The 15,073-nt window shown below is 71.3% G+C and carries 13 protein-coding genes; 5 read left to right on the forward strand and 8 right to left on the reverse strand.

The annotated features are described in order from the left end of the window. The first annotated feature begins 87 nt into the window (after positions 1 to 87). From IF20_RS18570 to IF20_RS18580, 3 genes are all read left to right on the forward strand, one after another. A complete protein-coding gene (locus IF20_RS18570; protein ID WP_110944295.1) occupies positions 88 to 525 on the forward strand; it encodes an NUDIX hydrolase in 438 nt (145 codons plus the stop codon). Between the two features lie 93 nt (positions 526 to 618). Next, positions 619 to 1,299: a GntR family transcriptional regulator gene (locus tag IF20_RS18575; RefSeq protein ID WP_052866474.1), complete on the forward strand. Its 681-nt coding sequence runs from the start codon at positions 619 to 621 to the stop codon at positions 1,297 to 1,299. Next, positions 1,296 to 2,612, forward strand: a complete 1,317-nt coding sequence (locus IF20_RS18580; protein ID WP_052866295.1) for an MFS transporter — start codon at positions 1,296 to 1,298, stop codon at positions 2,610 to 2,612. The genes IF20_RS18575 and IF20_RS18580 overlap by 4 nt, the downstream gene beginning before the upstream one ends. Positions 2,613 to 2,722: 110 nt before the next feature. On the opposite strand, the gene IF20_RS18585 is transcribed toward IF20_RS18580, so the two are convergent. Next, positions 2,723 to 3,547 (reverse strand): maleylpyruvate isomerase family mycothiol-dependent enzyme, encoded by an 825-nt coding sequence (locus IF20_RS18585; RefSeq protein ID WP_052866296.1) that lies wholly within the window; start codon positions 3,545 to 3,547, stop codon positions 2,723 to 2,725. 143 nt (positions 3,548 to 3,690) lie between these two features. On the opposite strand from IF20_RS18585, the gene IF20_RS18590 reads away from it, so the two are divergent. Next, positions 3,691 to 4,479 carry a carbon-nitrogen family hydrolase gene (locus IF20_RS18590; RefSeq protein WP_052866297.1) on the forward strand — a complete coding sequence of 263 codons (789 nt, stop codon included), beginning with the start codon at positions 3,691 to 3,693 and terminating at the stop codon, positions 4,477 to 4,479. 60 nt (positions 4,480 to 4,539) lie between these two features. On the opposite strand, the gene IF20_RS18595 is transcribed toward IF20_RS18590, so the two are convergent. Beyond that, the gene (locus IF20_RS18595) at positions 4,540 to 5,031 is read right to left on the reverse strand and encodes an LURP-one-related/scramblase family protein (protein WP_052866475.1); all 492 of its coding nucleotides are present in this window, start codon (positions 5,029 to 5,031) and stop codon (positions 4,540 to 4,542) included. Between the two features lie 64 nt (positions 5,032 to 5,095). Between IF20_RS18595 and IF20_RS18600 the strand changes: the two genes are divergently transcribed. After that, positions 5,096 to 6,934: an NHL domain-containing thioredoxin family protein gene (locus tag IF20_RS18600; protein WP_052866298.1), complete on the forward strand. Its 1,839-nt coding sequence runs from the start codon at positions 5,096 to 5,098 to the stop codon at positions 6,932 to 6,934. Between the two features lie 18 nt (positions 6,935 to 6,952). On the opposite strand, the gene IF20_RS18605 is transcribed toward IF20_RS18600, so the two are convergent. The 6 genes from IF20_RS18605 to IF20_RS18630 form a co-directional block, all read right to left on the reverse strand. Continuing rightward, positions 6,953 to 7,798 (reverse strand): helix-turn-helix domain-containing protein, encoded by an 846-nt coding sequence (locus tag IF20_RS18605; RefSeq protein WP_052866299.1) that lies wholly within the window; start codon positions 7,796 to 7,798, stop codon positions 6,953 to 6,955. Between the two features lie 91 nt (positions 7,799 to 7,889). Then, positions 7,890 to 8,837, reverse strand: a complete 948-nt coding sequence (locus tag IF20_RS18610; RefSeq protein ID WP_052866300.1) for an NlpC/P60 family protein — start codon at positions 8,835 to 8,837, stop codon at positions 7,890 to 7,892. A 388-nt stretch (positions 8,838 to 9,225) separates the two neighbouring features. Continuing rightward, complete coding sequence (locus IF20_RS18615; protein WP_052866301.1) at positions 9,226 to 9,453, reverse strand: DUF6458 family protein; 228 nt, start codon at positions 9,451 to 9,453, stop codon at positions 9,226 to 9,228. Positions 9,454 to 9,556: 103 nt separating this feature from the next. Continuing rightward, positions 9,557 to 11,518, reverse strand: coding sequence for an AfsR/SARP family transcriptional regulator (locus IF20_RS18620; protein ID WP_052866302.1), 1,962 nt, complete (start codon positions 11,516 to 11,518; stop codon positions 9,557 to 9,559). Between the two features lies 1 nt (position 11,519). Further along, a complete protein-coding gene (locus IF20_RS18625; RefSeq protein ID WP_052866303.1) occupies positions 11,520 to 12,812 on the reverse strand; it encodes a M18 family aminopeptidase in 1,293 nt (430 codons plus the stop codon). A gap of 218 nt (positions 12,813 to 13,030) precedes the next feature. Further along, the gene (locus IF20_RS18630; RefSeq protein ID WP_052866304.1) at positions 13,031 to 14,857 is read right to left on the reverse strand and encodes an acyl-CoA dehydrogenase; all 1,827 of its coding nucleotides are present in this window, start codon (positions 14,855 to 14,857) and stop codon (positions 13,031 to 13,033) included. Between the last annotated feature and the right edge of the window lie 216 nt (positions 14,858 to 15,073).

Here is a 15,073-nt window from a genome sequence, read left to right on the forward strand (position 1 = left end):
GGCGTGGCCCGCACGACAGCGACCCGGCAGGGCGGCGCGGCGAAAAGGAATTGGTGGAGCCGCGCCGCCCTGTTTACGGTCCCTTTCATGACCGATACACAGATCGCTGCTGACGCGGGCCCGGACGGCCTCCCGCCCCTGCAGTCCGTCGCCTGGCTGCACATCCGCGACGGCCGCCTGCTGAGCGTGCGTACCCGCGGCAACAACACCTTCTACCTTCCCGGCGGCAAGTACGAGCCCGGCGAGACGGCCGCGGAGGCGCTCTCCCGCGAGCTGGCCGAGGAGATCGGCGTGGCCGTGCCGCCGAGCGAGCTGACCGAGGCCTTCACCGTGCACGACGTGGCGCACGGTCGTGCGGGCCGCCGCCTGCAGATGACCTGCTTCACGGGCGGCCCGGCGGCGGTGGATCCGGTACCGGGCCGTGAGATCGCCGAGGTCGCCTGGCACAACGCCGCGGACTTCGACGTGTGCGCTCCGGCGTTCCGCCAGGTCGTACGCCGTCTGACGGAGGCGGGGCGGCTGTAGCGGCGGCCCGGACCCCTCGGCGTTCACCTGCGCGTCCATTCCGCATCATGGACGCGTTCGCGGACGCATACCTGTTGTATCTATCCTGTGCTCATGCCATCAGTCGCCCCGCCGAACCCGAGCGTCACGCCGACCGCCAAGCAACCACCCGCCGCCGAGCGCGTGTACGCGCACGTCAAGCAGGCCGTCCTGGAGCGCCGCTACGAGGGCGGCATGCTCCTCACCGAGGGCGAGCTCGCCGAGGCCGTGGGGGTGTCGCGGACGCCGGTACGGGAGGCGCTGCTGCGGCTGGAGGTCGAGGGGCTGATCAAGCTCTATCCGAAGAAGGGCGCGATGGTCCTGCCGGTCTCGGCCCAGGAGATCGCGGACGTCGTGGAGACCCGGCTGCTGGTCGAGGAGCACGCGGCACGCAAGGCCGTGCCCGCGCCCGCCGCGCTGATCGAGGAGCTGGAGTCGCTGCTGGCGACCATGCGGGAGCAGGTCGCCGCCGGTGACCTGGCCGCCGTCTCGGTCACCGACCGCTGCTTCCACGCCGCGATCGTGCGCAGCGCCGGGAACCGGATCCTGGACCGGCTCTACGAGCAGCTGCGCGACCGCCAGCTGCGGATGGGCGTCGCGGTCATGCACGCGCACCCGGACCGGATCGCGAAGAACATCGCCGAGCACGCCGAGATCCTCGAAGCGCTGCGGGCCGGCGACCCGGAGGCGGCCACCGCCGCCGTGCACCGGCACGTCAGCTGGGTGCGGAACCTGGCGCAGGGGGACGTGCGATGACCACCGCGCAGAGCACCCCGGTCACGCTGCCCGGTGACCCGCCCGGCGGCCGGAAGGCCATGTGGATCTGGGGCATCGGCGTCGCCGTCTACTTCGTCGCGATCATCTACCGCACCAGCCTCGGCGTCGCGGGCCTGGATGCCGCCGAGCGCTTCCACATCAACGCCTCGGCGCTGTCCACCTTCTCCATCCTGCAGCTGCTGGTCTACGCCGGCATGCAGATACCCGTCGGCCTGATGGTCGACAAGATGGGCCCGAAGAAGGTCCTGATCCTCGGTGCGACGCTCTACACCGTGGGCCAGCTCGGCTTCGCGCTCTCCAACTCGTACGTCATGGCGCTCGTCTCCCGTGCGCTGCTCGGCTGCGGCGACGCGATGACGTTCATCAGCGTGCTGCGGCTGGGCACCCGCTGGTTCCCGGCCCGCCGCGGCCCGCTGATCGCGCAGATCGCCGCGCTGATCGGCATGTCCGGCAACCTCGTCTCCACCCTGGTCCTGGCCCGGCTGCTGGACACCCTCGGCTGGACGCCGACCTTCGCGGGCAGCGCCGTATGCGGCATCGTGGTGATCGCACTCGTCCTGCTCTTCCTGAAGGACCACCCCGAGGGGTTCGCCCCCGTGCCCGCGAGCAAGCCGGCCGCCGCCGGCAGCGGTTACGTCCGGCGGCAGATATCCGAGTGCTGGCGGGAGCCGGGCACCCGGCTCGGCATGTGGGTGCACTTCACCACCCAGTTCCCCGCGATGTTCTTCCTGCTGCTGTGGGGCATGCCGTTCCTGGTCGAGGCGGAGGGACTCACCGAGACCGCCGCCGGCGGCCTGCTGACGCTCATCGTGCTCTCGAACATGGCCTCCGGGCTGGTCTACGGCCAGATCATCGCCCGCCACCACGCGGCCCGCCTGCCGCTCGCGCTCGGCACCGTCGCCGCCACGGCGACGCTCTGGGCGGCCATGCTGTGCTGGCCCGGACACGCGCCGATGGCGCTGCTGGTCATCACCTGCATCGTGCTGGGGACCTGCGGCCCGGCCTCGATGATCGGCTTCGACTTCGCCCGCCCGGCCAACCCGCCGGAGCGGCAGGGCACCGCCTCCGGCATCGTCAACATGGGCGGCTTCATCGCCTCGATGACGACCCTGCTCGCGGTCGGCGTCCTGCTCGACGCCACGGGCGACAACTACCGCATCGCCTTCTTGACGGTCTTCGTCCTGGAGGCGCTCGGCCTCAGCCAGATCCTGCGGCTGCGCAGGCGGGCGGCGCGCCGGGAGCGCGAGCGGACGGTCGCCAGCCGGGTGGAGGCGGTGCACGTACCGGTGTGACCGCCCGGCGCGCGCTCACGCGGCACGTGCCTCCAGAGGGCGTACGAGGGGCCCGCCGCCGTGACCCACGGGGCGGGCCCGCCTGTTTCTCCCGTCCCCCGGGACGCCCGCTACGGCGTCACCGCGAAGTGGTCCAGCACGGCAGCGCCCAGCTCCTGGTCGCCGTCGATCTTGATCTGGTCGGCGACGGCGGCGGGCCGCACCCGGCCGCAGGCCAGCCGTACGTAGGTCTCCCAGTCCGTCGTGAGCGTCACCGCGGGGCCCAGCGAGACGCTGCCGTCGACCGAGCCGCGGCCCTCCGCGTCGACCCGTACCGTTCGCATGAACTCCACCGGGCCGGTCACGTCGACCACCACGGCGGTGCCGCCCGGGGCGCCGGTGCTCTCGGCGACCACCTTGGCGAGCGACGGTATGAGGACGTCGCGGGTGAGATGGGCGCCGGGGGAGTCGAGGTTGCCGGGCTGTCCCAGCGCCCGGCGGATGTCCTGCTCGTGCACCCAGGTGTCGAACGCCCGCATCTTCAGCGCGTGTTCGAGCGTCTGCTCCTTGCCCTGGGGGCCGCGGACGGTGGCGTCCGGCTCCCGCGTCTCGTTGCGCAGCTGCCGGGCCCGCCGGATGATCGTGTACTCCAGCTCGGCCGTCATCTCGGGGCCCGTGTGGTGCCGCCGGACGTCGACCTGCATTTCCATGTACCGCGCGAACTCGCTGCGTACGTGGTAGAGATCGCGCGGCAGCGAGTGGATGGGCCGGGGATCACCCAGCGCCTCGCAGTCCAGGCCGATCAGGTGGGACACCACGTCCCGCACCGACCAGCCGGGGCATTCGGTGGCGCGATTCCACTCCCCTTCCACGAGCGGTGTCACCAGCTCGGATATCGCTTCGATGGAGTGCGTCCAGGCGTCGATGGAGGGCTGAAGGACTGGGTGGACGGTCACGGGACCCCTCGGACGGTTCGTACGCGGGCTGCTGTCTGTGCAGTTAAGTTACGCTGCGCACGGGCACCCCGGCAGTGCTTTCGGGTGACCATCGTAGGCATTTTTTGACGGCGAACCGGCTCCGAAGACCAGGCGGTGGTACTGTGCGCGCTTCACTGATCCAAGTCGGTGTGGACCAGCAGGAATCGGTCAATTCACGTCGGGAGCGGGTGGCTTCGCTCGTGCGCGCCCAGACGGCGTCCGACCTCGTGGTCCTCCCCGAGCTGTGGCCCGTGGGGGCCTTCGCGTTCGAGGCTTTCGAAGAGGTGGCGGAACCGCTCGACGGCCCCACCCACCAGGTGATGTCCGCGGCCGCGCGGGACGCGGGCGTCTGGCTGCACGCCGGTTCCGTCATCGAGCGGGCCGCGGACGGCGCGCTCTACAACACCGCGCTGGTCTACTCCCCCGACGGCGAGCGGGCCGCGCACTACCGCAAGATCCACCGCTTCGGCTTCGACCAGGGCGAGGCGACGCTGCTGGGCGCCGGCACCGAACCGGTGACGGTCGCGCTGCCGGCGACCACGCTGGGCCTGGCCACCTGCTACGACCTCCGGTTCCCCGAGCTGTTCCGGCAGCTGGTGGACGCCGGCGCGCAGACCCTGGTGATCCCGGCCGGCTGGCCGGAGCGCCGCCGGGCCCACTGGTCGCTGCTGGCCCGTGCCCGCGCGGTGGAGAACCAGACGTACGTACTCGCCTGCGGCACCGGCGGCACCCACGCCGGCGTCGAGCAGGCCGGGCACAGCGTGATCGTCGACCCGTGGGGCGAGGTGCTGGCCGAGGCGGGGCGCGACGAGGAGATCATCAGCGCCGAGCTGGACCCGGAGCTGATCGGGAAGACCCGGCACGTCTTCCCCGTCCTGCGGGACCGGGTACTGGGGCTGCCGACGCCGTGACGGCGCGGGGCGGGGTCCGAGCTCGTGCGCGCGCCGAGCGGCACGGTCCGGGCCCCGCCGTCAGTCCTCGCGCTCCCGCTCCGCCAGCCGGATCACGCACACCGCGACCGCGATCAGCAGCGGTGCGTCCGCGTCCTCGCGCAGGACATTGACCGCGTAGGTGTCCCGTACGGTCAGCCAGCGTCGGGAGATCTCCGCCAGCAGTTCGCCGTCGTACTCGACCGCGAACTCCCGATCGAGGATCTTGCCGCTGACGTCCAGCTCCGTGCCGTCCACCAGCTCCACGCGGTAGTGGTTGCGCAGCAGCGACAGCCGCTTGCGGCGGATGGTCGCCAGCGGCTCGTCGTCCCGCTCGATCGTCATCGCGTCACGGAGGCTGAGCACTTTCTTGCGCAGCGTGATGAGGACCCGGCCTTCGCGGTCCTTGATCTCGAAGGTCTCCCGCATCCGGAGCGCCTTGCCGTCGACGAGGTAGACGTGGCGTCCCGCCTCGTCCTCGATCCAGTAGTCCTCGCCGATGCCGAAGATCCGGTCGCGTACCAGGTATCTCATGTCCGACGCCTTCCCCCGGGCCCCGCCGGAATGCGCGACCGGGTGGGTGGCGTTGAATGTGCACATGGCTTCACGTGCACGCGTCCGCGCCCCCGAGCTGGTCGGCAAGGGCGGCTGGCTCAATACGGGCGACAAGGAACTGACCCTCTCCGACCTGCGGGGACGCATCGTCGTCCTGGACTTCTGGACGTTTTGCTGCGTGAACTGTCTGCACGTCCTGGACGAGCTGCGCGAGCTGGAGGAGCGGCACCGCGACACCGTCGTGATCATCGGCGTGCACTCCCCGAAGTTCGTGCACGAGGCCGAGCACCAGGCGGTCGTCGACGCCGTCGAGCGGTACGAGGTCGAGCACCCCGTACTGGACGACCCCGAGCTGGCCACGTGGAAGCAGTACGCCGTCCGCGCCTGGCCGACGCTGGTCGTCATCGACCCCGAGGGCTACGTCGTCGCCCAGCACGCCGGTGAGGGTCACGCCCACGCCATCGAGAAGCTGGTCGAGGAGCTGGAGGCCGAGCACGAGGCGAAGGGCACGCTGCGCCGCGGCGACGGCCCGTACGTGCCGCCCGAGCCGGTCGCCACCGACCTCCGCTTCCCCGGCAAGGCCATCCAGCTGCCTGGGGGCACCTCCCGGACGGAGTCTGGGGGAGGCTCCTTCCTGGTCTCCGACACCACCCGGCACCAGCTGGTGGAGCTGGACGCGGACGGCGAGAGCGTGCTGCGCCGGATCGGCACCGGCGAGCGCGGCCTGAGCGACGGACCGGCCGAGCGGGCCGCCTTCAGCGAGCCGCAGGGCCTGGCGCTGCTGCCCGGGGGCACGGTGATCGTCGCGGACACCGTCAACCACGCGCTGCGCACGTTCGACCCCGCCACCGGCGAGGTCGCCACCGTCGCCGGCACCGGCCGGCAGTGGTGGCAGGGCTCGGCCACCGAGGGCCCCGCCCGCGAGGTGGACCTCTCCTCGCCGTGGGACGTGGCGTACTTCGACGGCCTGGTGTGGATCGCCATGGCCGGCGTGCACCAGCTGTGGACGTACGACCCGGAGGCGGGGACCGTACGGGCAGCGGCGGGCACCACCAACGAGGGCCTGGTGGACGGGCCGGCCGCCGAGGCCTGGTTCGCGCAGCCCTCCGGCCTGGCCGCCACCGAGGACAAGCTGTGGATCGCCGACTCCGAGACCAGCGCGGTCCGCTGGATCGACCGGGAGGGCGTGGTGCACACGGCGGTGGGCACCGGCCTCTTCGACTTCGGCCACCGCGACGGCGCCGCTGACCAGGCGCTTCTCCAGCACCCGCTGGGTGTCACCGCGCTGCCGGACGGCTCGGTCGCGGTCGCCGACACCTACAACCACGCGCTGCGCCGCTTCGACCCGGCGACCGGCGAGGTGACCACGCTCGCCACGGACCTGCGGGAGCCGTCGGACGCGGTGCTCGTCGGTGACGACATCGTGGTCGTGGAGTCGGCGCGGCACCGGCTGACCCGGCTGCGGCTGCCCGAGGAGGCGGTACGGGTCGAGTCGGTCGCGCACCGCACCCAGCGCGCCGCCACCGAGGTGGCCCCGGGCCGGCTCAAGCTGGACGTGGTCTTCCAGGCGCCGGCCGGGCAGAAGCTGGACACCCGCTACGGGCCCTCCACCCGGCTGCTGGTCAGCTCGACCCCGCCGGAGCTGCTGGCCGAGGGCGACGGCGCCGGTACGGACCTCAGCCGCGAGCTGGTTCTCGCGGACGGGGTGACCGAGGGCGTGCTGCACGTCTCGGCGATGGCCGCGTCCTGCGACGACGCGCCGGACATCGAGTACCCGGCCTGCCACGTGCACCAGCAGGACTGGGGTGTGCCGGTGACGGTCACCGCCGACGGGACGGCCCGGCTGGGGCTGGTCCTGGCGGGTCTGGACAGCGAGGGATAGGCCGAGAGCGGCCTCTGCTCACTCGCAGTTGTCGAGCGTCGAGTACTGGAGCTGGTTCGGTTCGATCCGGATGCCGGGCACCCACAGCTTCTTGCCGTGCTGCCGGACCTGGAACCAGATGCTGCTGTGGCCGCCGGCCTCGTCGGTGACGGTGACCCCGTTGGCGATGCGGCACTCGGCGGTCAGCTGGTCGCCGTGCCAGACGTGACCGCCGATGTTGGACGGCCGGTAGGCCAGGTAGGGGTCTATGGCCAGCCCCATGGAGCACTCGCGGGTGCGCTTGGGGCGGCACCCCTTGTCGACGTTGTGAACGGTGATGCGCTCCGTTCCCTTGGCCGCCGGTGTTTCACGTGAAACACCATGGCCGGAGGCGTTGTTGTCGTCGATCAGCCCCCACGTGACGACGCCTGCCACCGCGAGGACCACGGCCGTGGCCACGCCCACGAGAACCGGCTTCAGTCGTGTCGTGGAGGTCGGTGGCCGCTCCGGCGCGCTGCCGGCCGTTACCCCGCCGTCCGGGTTCTCGGGGGGCTCCGTCGCGCTCGCCGGCGCCGCCTCGTTGGCGAGGTGCAGCAGCCGCACCAGCTCGGGCAGCCGGTCCTCGCCGGTGAAGGAGAGCTTGCACCACTGCACCAGCAGCCGTTCGTCGGGCAGGCTCTGTCCCCGGAGGTAGCGCGAGAGCGACGATCTGCTGGCGGGCAGCCGGGCTTCCAAGTCCTTCAGGCTCAGCCCCAGTTCGCCGTGCATGTGGCGGAGGCCGGACACGAAGTCGCGTACCGGTCCGTCGAGTTGTTCGGGCAAGGGGGCGAGCGGCTTACGGCGGGGGTTGGTGGCGCGGTTCGGATTCCCATGCACAGACGGCATTCCAGCACAGCCGCGACACGCACCGCGAGAGGCACTTCCGCTCCCCTGCGGCGGAAGTGCCTCTCGTTACCGAATCCGGATGCTGCTCGGATCAGTCGGTGAACTTCACGGGGCGGTAGGGCTTGAACTCGCCGCCCCCGAGCCCGTAGGTGAGCGACCGGTGGTCGGTGCCGTGGCCGCCGCGCTGCTCGTACGCGGTGTACGAGGTGTGCGCGGCGTTGTCCCACTTCTCGAACATCACGACGTGCCGGGTGTTGTTGTCACCGGCAGCGTCGATCAGCAGGTCACCGGGCTTGAGCTCGTTGACGGAGATCGGCCGGGTGATCCTGGAGCTGGTGAGCCCCACGGTGTTGGTGCCGGGTGCGCCCAGGTTCAGCGCCATCGAGACGTAGCCCGAGCAGTCCTGGCGGTACCCGTCCTTCCAGTTCTTCGCCTGGCTGTAGGGCACCTGCGCGCCGTTGTTGGCGGTCAGCCAGGTGGCCGCGCGCTGCAGCGCCTCGCCACGGGTGCCGCCGGGCGCCGGCGGGGGCGGGTTCTGGCCGCCCTGCTCCGGTACGCCGGGCAGCTTGTCCTGCGGGATGTCGACGGCGATCACGCTGAGGAAGCCGGTCACCGGACCCGTGATGTGCGCCATGTAGGTCGAGCAGGCGCTGCCCTCGCACACCTTCTTGCCGGTGTTGACCTGGTAGTCCGCGGTGATCTTGTCCTGGCCGGCGGCGTCCTTGTTGATCATGCCGACGGACGGCGAGCTGGTGTCCGGCGAGGCGTGCACCACCCAGCGGGTCCCCCAGGTCGGGAAGGTGCTGCCGGCCGCCGTCGTCTTGAGCGCTGCGGCGGTACCCGCCTGCGTCTTCAGGTCGGCCTTGGTGTCCCGCGCCTCGACGGTGGTCTGCGCGGCGGCCCGGGAGCCGGTGTCGGCCTTGGCCTCCCCGCCGGAGCAGCCGGTGACGGCGGCGATGCCGATGCCCGCTGCGGCGACCGCGGGCAGGACGCGGCGCAGCGTGGTCGTGCGGAAGGTGGCGTGCGTGGTCTGCGACATGATGGATTCCCCTCGTTGATGAGGCTGGTGAGCGCCGCGCTGTCCGGTGCGGCGCCGTGTCGGCCTCGGCGACAGGAACCATCATTCGGTGGGGGAAGGGCATTTCCGGGGCTACCGTGTCCCATGGGACGTCCCGCCCGCCGGGACGCCCCCGAGACGTTGCTGACCTGCTGGGACGTGGGACGCGATACGCCGGTACGGGACGTCCGGCGGGCGGTGCCGGGACATGACGGGACGTACGGGCCTCCTTTACGGATTTACGGACCGCTCGGCACGGCCTCCGTACGGGCAGGCAAGAGGGGCGCCCGCGCGACATCGCGCGGGCGCCCCTTCAGGCAAGTACTTCTGGGATCCGAGTGTCACATGAGGTCACATGGCCGCGGGCCCGTCACTCGTAGCCGTGCCGGTGGGTCTCCTCGATCACAGGAGCGGCGGGCGGCGGCGGCTGCATGCGACGCCGCTTGAAGATGCTGACGTACGCGGCAATACCGATGATGCCGACCGCCATCAGGATCAGGCCCACGAGATCGAGGTTGACCCCGGCCATGTGCCAGTCCACCGCGAAGGTCAGGATTCCTCCGACGGCGAGCAGACCGATGCACCAGCCGATGCCCATGATGTGCGCCTCCCTCTCGATCGGCGGTTCCGGGCAGGTCGTGCACCGGGTACCCGGCCGGCATGCCGTCAATCAGGGGACACACAACAAGAGTTGCGGTGCCTCAGTCGCCTGCTTCCGTCCCGTCCGCCTCACTGTTCCCGTCCCGCGCGAACAGCTGCGTCAGCGTGCTGATCGTGTAGACGTCCGTGGCCGCCTCGTCGACCAGGTGCATCTCGGCCAGCCGGGCCAGCCCGTCCTGCGTGCGCTCCAGGTCGGAACCGGCCAGCGCGGCCGCCGCCGAGGCGTTCAGCTGCCCGTCGGCACTGGTCGCCAGGGCGCTCAGCAACCGCGCGTCGTCCGCCGACAGCCGGGCCACGGACATCCGCAGCGCCGAGGCGATCCCGGTGTCCTCCGCCGACAGCAGCGACAGCCGGCGCCGCTCGTCGCGCAGCGCGGACGCCAGTCGGGCCAGTCGCCAGCGGGGCCGCGCGGTCAGCTGGGCGACCGCCGCGCGCAGCGCCAGCGGCAGCCCGTCACACAGCTCGACCAGCTCGCGGGCGGCCTCCGGATCCTCGTCCACCCGCTCGGCGCCGAGCATCGCGCCGAGCAGCGCCACGCCCTCGGACACACCGAACACCTGGAGGCCCACCGGCCGGGCACAGTCGGTGGCCACCAGTCCGTCCAGCCTGCTGCGACTGGTGACGATCGTGGCGCAACCGGGCCCGCCCGGCAGCAGCGGCCGTACCTGCGCGGAGCTGTGCGCGTTGTCCAGCACGACCAGCAGTCTGCGGTCCGCGACCAGCGAGCGGTACAGCGCGGACGCGGCCGTCGCTGAGGTCGGTACGGCGTGCTCCGGCGTACCCAGGGCGGTCAGGAAGAAGCGGAGCACCGCGGCCGGTTCGGTGGCATCGCCCTCGCCGAACCCCCGCAGATCCGCGAAAAGTTGCCCGTCGGGATACTCGGCGGAGTGCTGGTGCGCCCACTGCACGGCACAGGCGGTCTTGCCGACGCCGGCCGGTCCGGTCACGACCGCCAGCGGGCTGTCGCCGTCCGCACCGTCTTCCTCCGTGAGCGCCGCCGTGAGCCGGCTCATCGCCGCCTCACGGCCCAGGAAACGGGCCGGCGGCCGGGGCAGCAACCGTGGCGGGCCCGTGGGCGCGCCGCCGGCACCGGCACCACCGTCCGCGCCGGGCTCCGCAGCGCCGGTTTCACGTGAAACCGGCGCGTCCGGCCGCCCGGTGGCGCCCGTGTCCCGCTGCCCGGGCATGCGCGCCCCGTCGGCGGGGGTGTCGGACGCCCCGACCGTTGGGTCGGCAGCTGCCGCCCCGGCGCTCGGGCCCGCCTCCTCGGCCCGCAGGATCTCCTCGTAGGCGCCCCGCAGGCGGGCGCCCGGGTCCACGCCCAGCTCCTCGCTCAGCAGCCGCCGGGTGCGGTGGTACCAGTCCAACGCGTCGGACTGGCGCCCCGTACGGAAGAGCGCCCGCATCAGAGCGGCGATCAGTCCTTCCCGCAGCGGGTGTTGCACGGCCGCGTTGTAGAGGACCGAAGCGGCCTGTTCGTGCTCGTTCAGCGCGCTGTGGGCACGGGCCAGCGCCTCCACGGCCGTCAGCCGCCGCTCGTCCAGCGCGTGCGTGGCGGCGGCGAAGGGCGGGCTGGTGACCGTGCCGGTCAGCGCCGGGCCGCGCCACAGCCCGAGCGCCTCGCGCAGCAGCGGCACGGCGTCGGCCGGGGCCACCTCCGGTCGCGCCAGCGAGACCAGTTCGCCGAAGCGGTGCGCGTCGATCAGCTCCTCGGGGAGCCGCAGGAGGTACGCCGAGCCGTGCGTGGCCAGCTCCACGCCGTACGCCTCGGCGCCGCCCTCGGCGAGCGTGGCGCGCAGCCGCGAGACGTGTCCCTGCACGACCGTACGGGCGTGCGCGGGCGGCTCGTCCTCCCACAGGGAGTCGATCAACTGCTCCAGTGGCACCGTGGTGTTGGGACGCAGAAGCAGCAGCGCGAGCACGCTGCGCCGCTTGGCGGGCCCGAGCGGGAGCTCACCCGCGGCGGTGGTGACAGCAACCGGGCCGAGCAGGGAGAACTCCAACTCAGTCCTCCAAGAAGGCCGTCAGAGCGGCGGCCAGCAGATGCGGATCCTCGGCGCCGCACAGCTCGCGCGCCGAGTGCATGGAGAGGATCGCGACGCCGATGTCGACGGTCGTGATGCCGTGCCGGGCGGCGGTGATCGGGCCGATCGTCGTGCCGCACGGCATGGAGTTGTGCGAGACGAAGGACTGCCAGGGGACGCCGGCCCTTTCGCAGGCGTCGGCGAAGACCGCGCGGCCGCCGCCGTCGGTGGCGTACCGCTGGTTGACGTTGACCTTCAGGATGGGGCCGCCGTTCGGCATCGGGTGGTGGCCCGGCTCGTGCCGCTCGGTGTAGTTCGGGTGCACGGCGTGGCCGGTGTCGGAGGACAGACACACCGTACCTGCGAAGGCCCGCGCCTTGTCCTCGTACGAGCCGCCGCGGGCGAAGACCGAGCGCTCCAGCACGGTGCCGAGCAGCGGCCCGTCCGCGCCGGTGTCGGACTGGCTGCCGTTCTCCTCGTGGTCGAAGGCGGCCAGCACCGGGATGCAGGTCGGACCGTCCTGCGCGGAGGCGGCGGCGAGCGCGGCCGTACCGGCGTGCACGGAGAGCAGGTTGTCCATCCGCGGCCCGGCGACCAGTTCGCGGTCCCGGCCGAGGTAGGCCGGCGGCTCGACGCTGTGCACCATCAGGTCCCAGCCGCGCACCTCGCCGGCGGTGAGCCCCGCCTCCTGCTCGACGAAGGAGAGCAGATCGCCCTCCTGAACCTCGCCCAGGCCCCAGATGGGCGTCATGTGCCGCTGCTTGTCGAGCTTGAGGCCGTCGGCGTTGACCGACCGGTCGAGGTGGACGGCCAGCTGCGGCACGCGCAGCAGCGGGCGGTCGACGTTCACCAGCCTGTGGCTGCCGTCCCGCAGCGTCAGCCGGCCGGAGAGACCCAGGTCCCGGTCGAGCCAGGTGTTGAGCAGCGTGCCGCCGTAGACCTCGACCGCAATCTGCCGCCAACCGCGCGACCCGGTGTCCGGGATCGGCTTCACCCGGAGGTTGGGTGAGTCGGTGTGCGCACCGACGATGCGGAAGGGCGTTGCCGGGGTGGCGCCCTCGGGCACGTGCCAGGCGATGATCGCGCCCCCGCGGAGCACGTACTTGCCGCCCGCTTCCCCGTCCCAGGCGTCGGTCTCGGCGACCTGCCGGAAGCCGGCCTTCTCCAGCCGGGCGGCTGCGTTCGCCACCGCGTGGTACGGCGACGGGCTCGCGGCGAGGAAGGACATCAGATCGTCGGTGTGGCCGCGGTCGAAGCGGACAGATGTGCTCATGGATTCAGCATAAGGAGGCGTCGTGCCGGGTGGGTGGTACGCCGTACGGATGAGTGGAATCGGCCGCCCGCGTGGCCGGTGGGATCCCTGTGGCGAGAGGGGTTCGACGACGGGGCGTCGCGGTATGCCGGTGGCCCCGCCCGGAGGAAACCGGACGGGGCCACACGAGCGGCAGGCGGGCACGGGCCCTCAGCGGCGGTGGGAGACGCCGCGCCGGATCAGAACGCCGCCTCGTCCAGCTCCATCAGGGACTGGTCGACGGACTCGGCGAGCCCGCGCTGCACGGCGACGCCCGGCAGGACGTTGTGCGCGAAGAACTTCGCCGCCGCGATCTTGCCCTGGTAGAACGCCGCATCCTTGGAGGAGGCCGTGGCCAGCTTCTCCTGGGCCACCGCGGCGCCCTTGAGCAGCAGGTAGCCGATGACGACGTCACCGGAGGCCAGCAGCAGGCGAGTGGTGTTCAGGCCCACCTTGTAGATGGACTTGACGTCCTTCTCGGTGGCGGCGAGGTCGGTCAGCATCGCGCCGACGATCGCCTCCAGGTCACCGGCGGCCTTGGCCAGCTCGCCGCGGGCGCCCTCCAGCTCCTCGCCGCCGACCGCCTCGGCCAGGAACTTCTTGATGGTCTCGGACAGGGTGGTCAGCGCCGCGCCCTGGTTGCGGACGATCTTCCGGAAGAAGAAGTCCTGGCCTTGGATCGCGGTGGTGCCCTCGTAGAGGGTGTCGATCTTGGAGTCCCGGATGTACTGCTCGATCGGGTACTCCTGCAGGTAGCCGGAGCCGCCGAAGGTCTGCAGCGACTGGGCCAGCTGCTCGTAGGACTTCTCCGAGCCGTAGCCCTTCACGATCGGCAGCAGCAGGTCGTTCAGCGCGTGCTCGGCGGCGGCGTCCTCGCCCGCGGCCTCCTTGATCAGGATCTCGTCCTGGACGGTGGCCGTGTAGAGGACCAGGGCGCGCATGCCCTCGGCGTACGCCTTCTGCGTCATCAGCGAGCGGCGCACGTCGGGGTGGTGCGTGATCGTGACGCGCGGCGCGGTCTTGTCGGTGAAGGCCGCCAGGTCCGGGCCCTGCACGCGCTCCTTGGCGTACTCCAGAGCGTTCAGGTAGCCGGTCGACAGGGTGGCGATGGCCTTCGTGCCGACCATCATCCGGGCGAACTCGATGATGCGGAACATCTGGCGGATGCCGTCGTGCTTCTCGCCGATGAGCCAGCCCTTGGCCGGGTGCTTGTCGCCGAAGGTCATCTCGCACGTGTTGGAGGCCTTCAGGCCCATCTTGTGCTCGACGTTGGTGGCGTAGACGCCGTTGCGGGCGCCCAGCTCACCGGTCTCGAAGTCGAACTCGTACTTCGGCACGAGGAAGAGCGACAGGCCCTTGGTGCCCGGGCCTGCGCCCTCGGGGCGGGCCAGCACGTAGTGGAGGATGTTCTCCGACATGTCGTGCTCACCCGAGGTGATGAAGCGCTTCACACCCTCGATGTGCCAGGAGCCGTCCTCCTGCTTGATCGCCTTGGTACGGCCGGCGCCCACGTCCGAGCCCGCGTCGGGCTCGGTCAGGACCATGGTGGAGCCCCAGGCCTTCTCCGTGGCGATCTTGGCAATGTGCTTCTGCTGCTCGGTGCCCTCCTCGAAGAGCACGCCGGCGAACGCCGGGCCGGAGGCGTACATCCATACGGCCGGGTTGGAGCCCAGGATGGACTCGGCAAAGGCCCACAGCAGCGAGCGCGGCGTCGTGGTGCCGCCGATCTCCTCCGGAACGCCCAGCCGCCACCATTCGGCGTCCATGTACGCCTGGTAGCTCTTCTTGAAGCTCTCGGGAACGGGCGCGGTGTTGGTCTCGGGGTCGAAGACCGGCGGGTTCCGGTCGGCGTCCTCGAACGAGGCGGCCAGCTCGTTCTCGGCCAGCCGGGCGATCTCGGACAGCACGCTCTTGGCGGTGTCGACGTCCATCTCCGCGAACGGGCCGGTGCCGTACACGCTGTCGCGGCCGAGCACCTCGAAGAGGTTGAACTCGATGTCGCGGAGATTCGACTTGTAGTGCCCCATGGCGACGGCTCCGTAATCCTTCGTGAGGAGGTCCTCAAACGCATACCAGGTAGTAGCTACCAGGATGCTACCCGTCGGTAATAAGAAGCAACCCCTAACGGCCCATCTGTGACGAGGTTCGCGGCGGGGCGCTTGTGTTCACGCGAAAGAGTGGTCCCTCTTGGAACGTCTGTCCGGTACGTGCGTGAGTGAATACGCTCGGTAGCTGACGGAGTG

The organism is Streptomyces niger (assembly GCF_000718305.1).
Lineage (GTDB): Bacteria > Actinomycetota > Actinomycetes > Streptomycetales > Streptomycetaceae > Streptomyces > Streptomyces niger.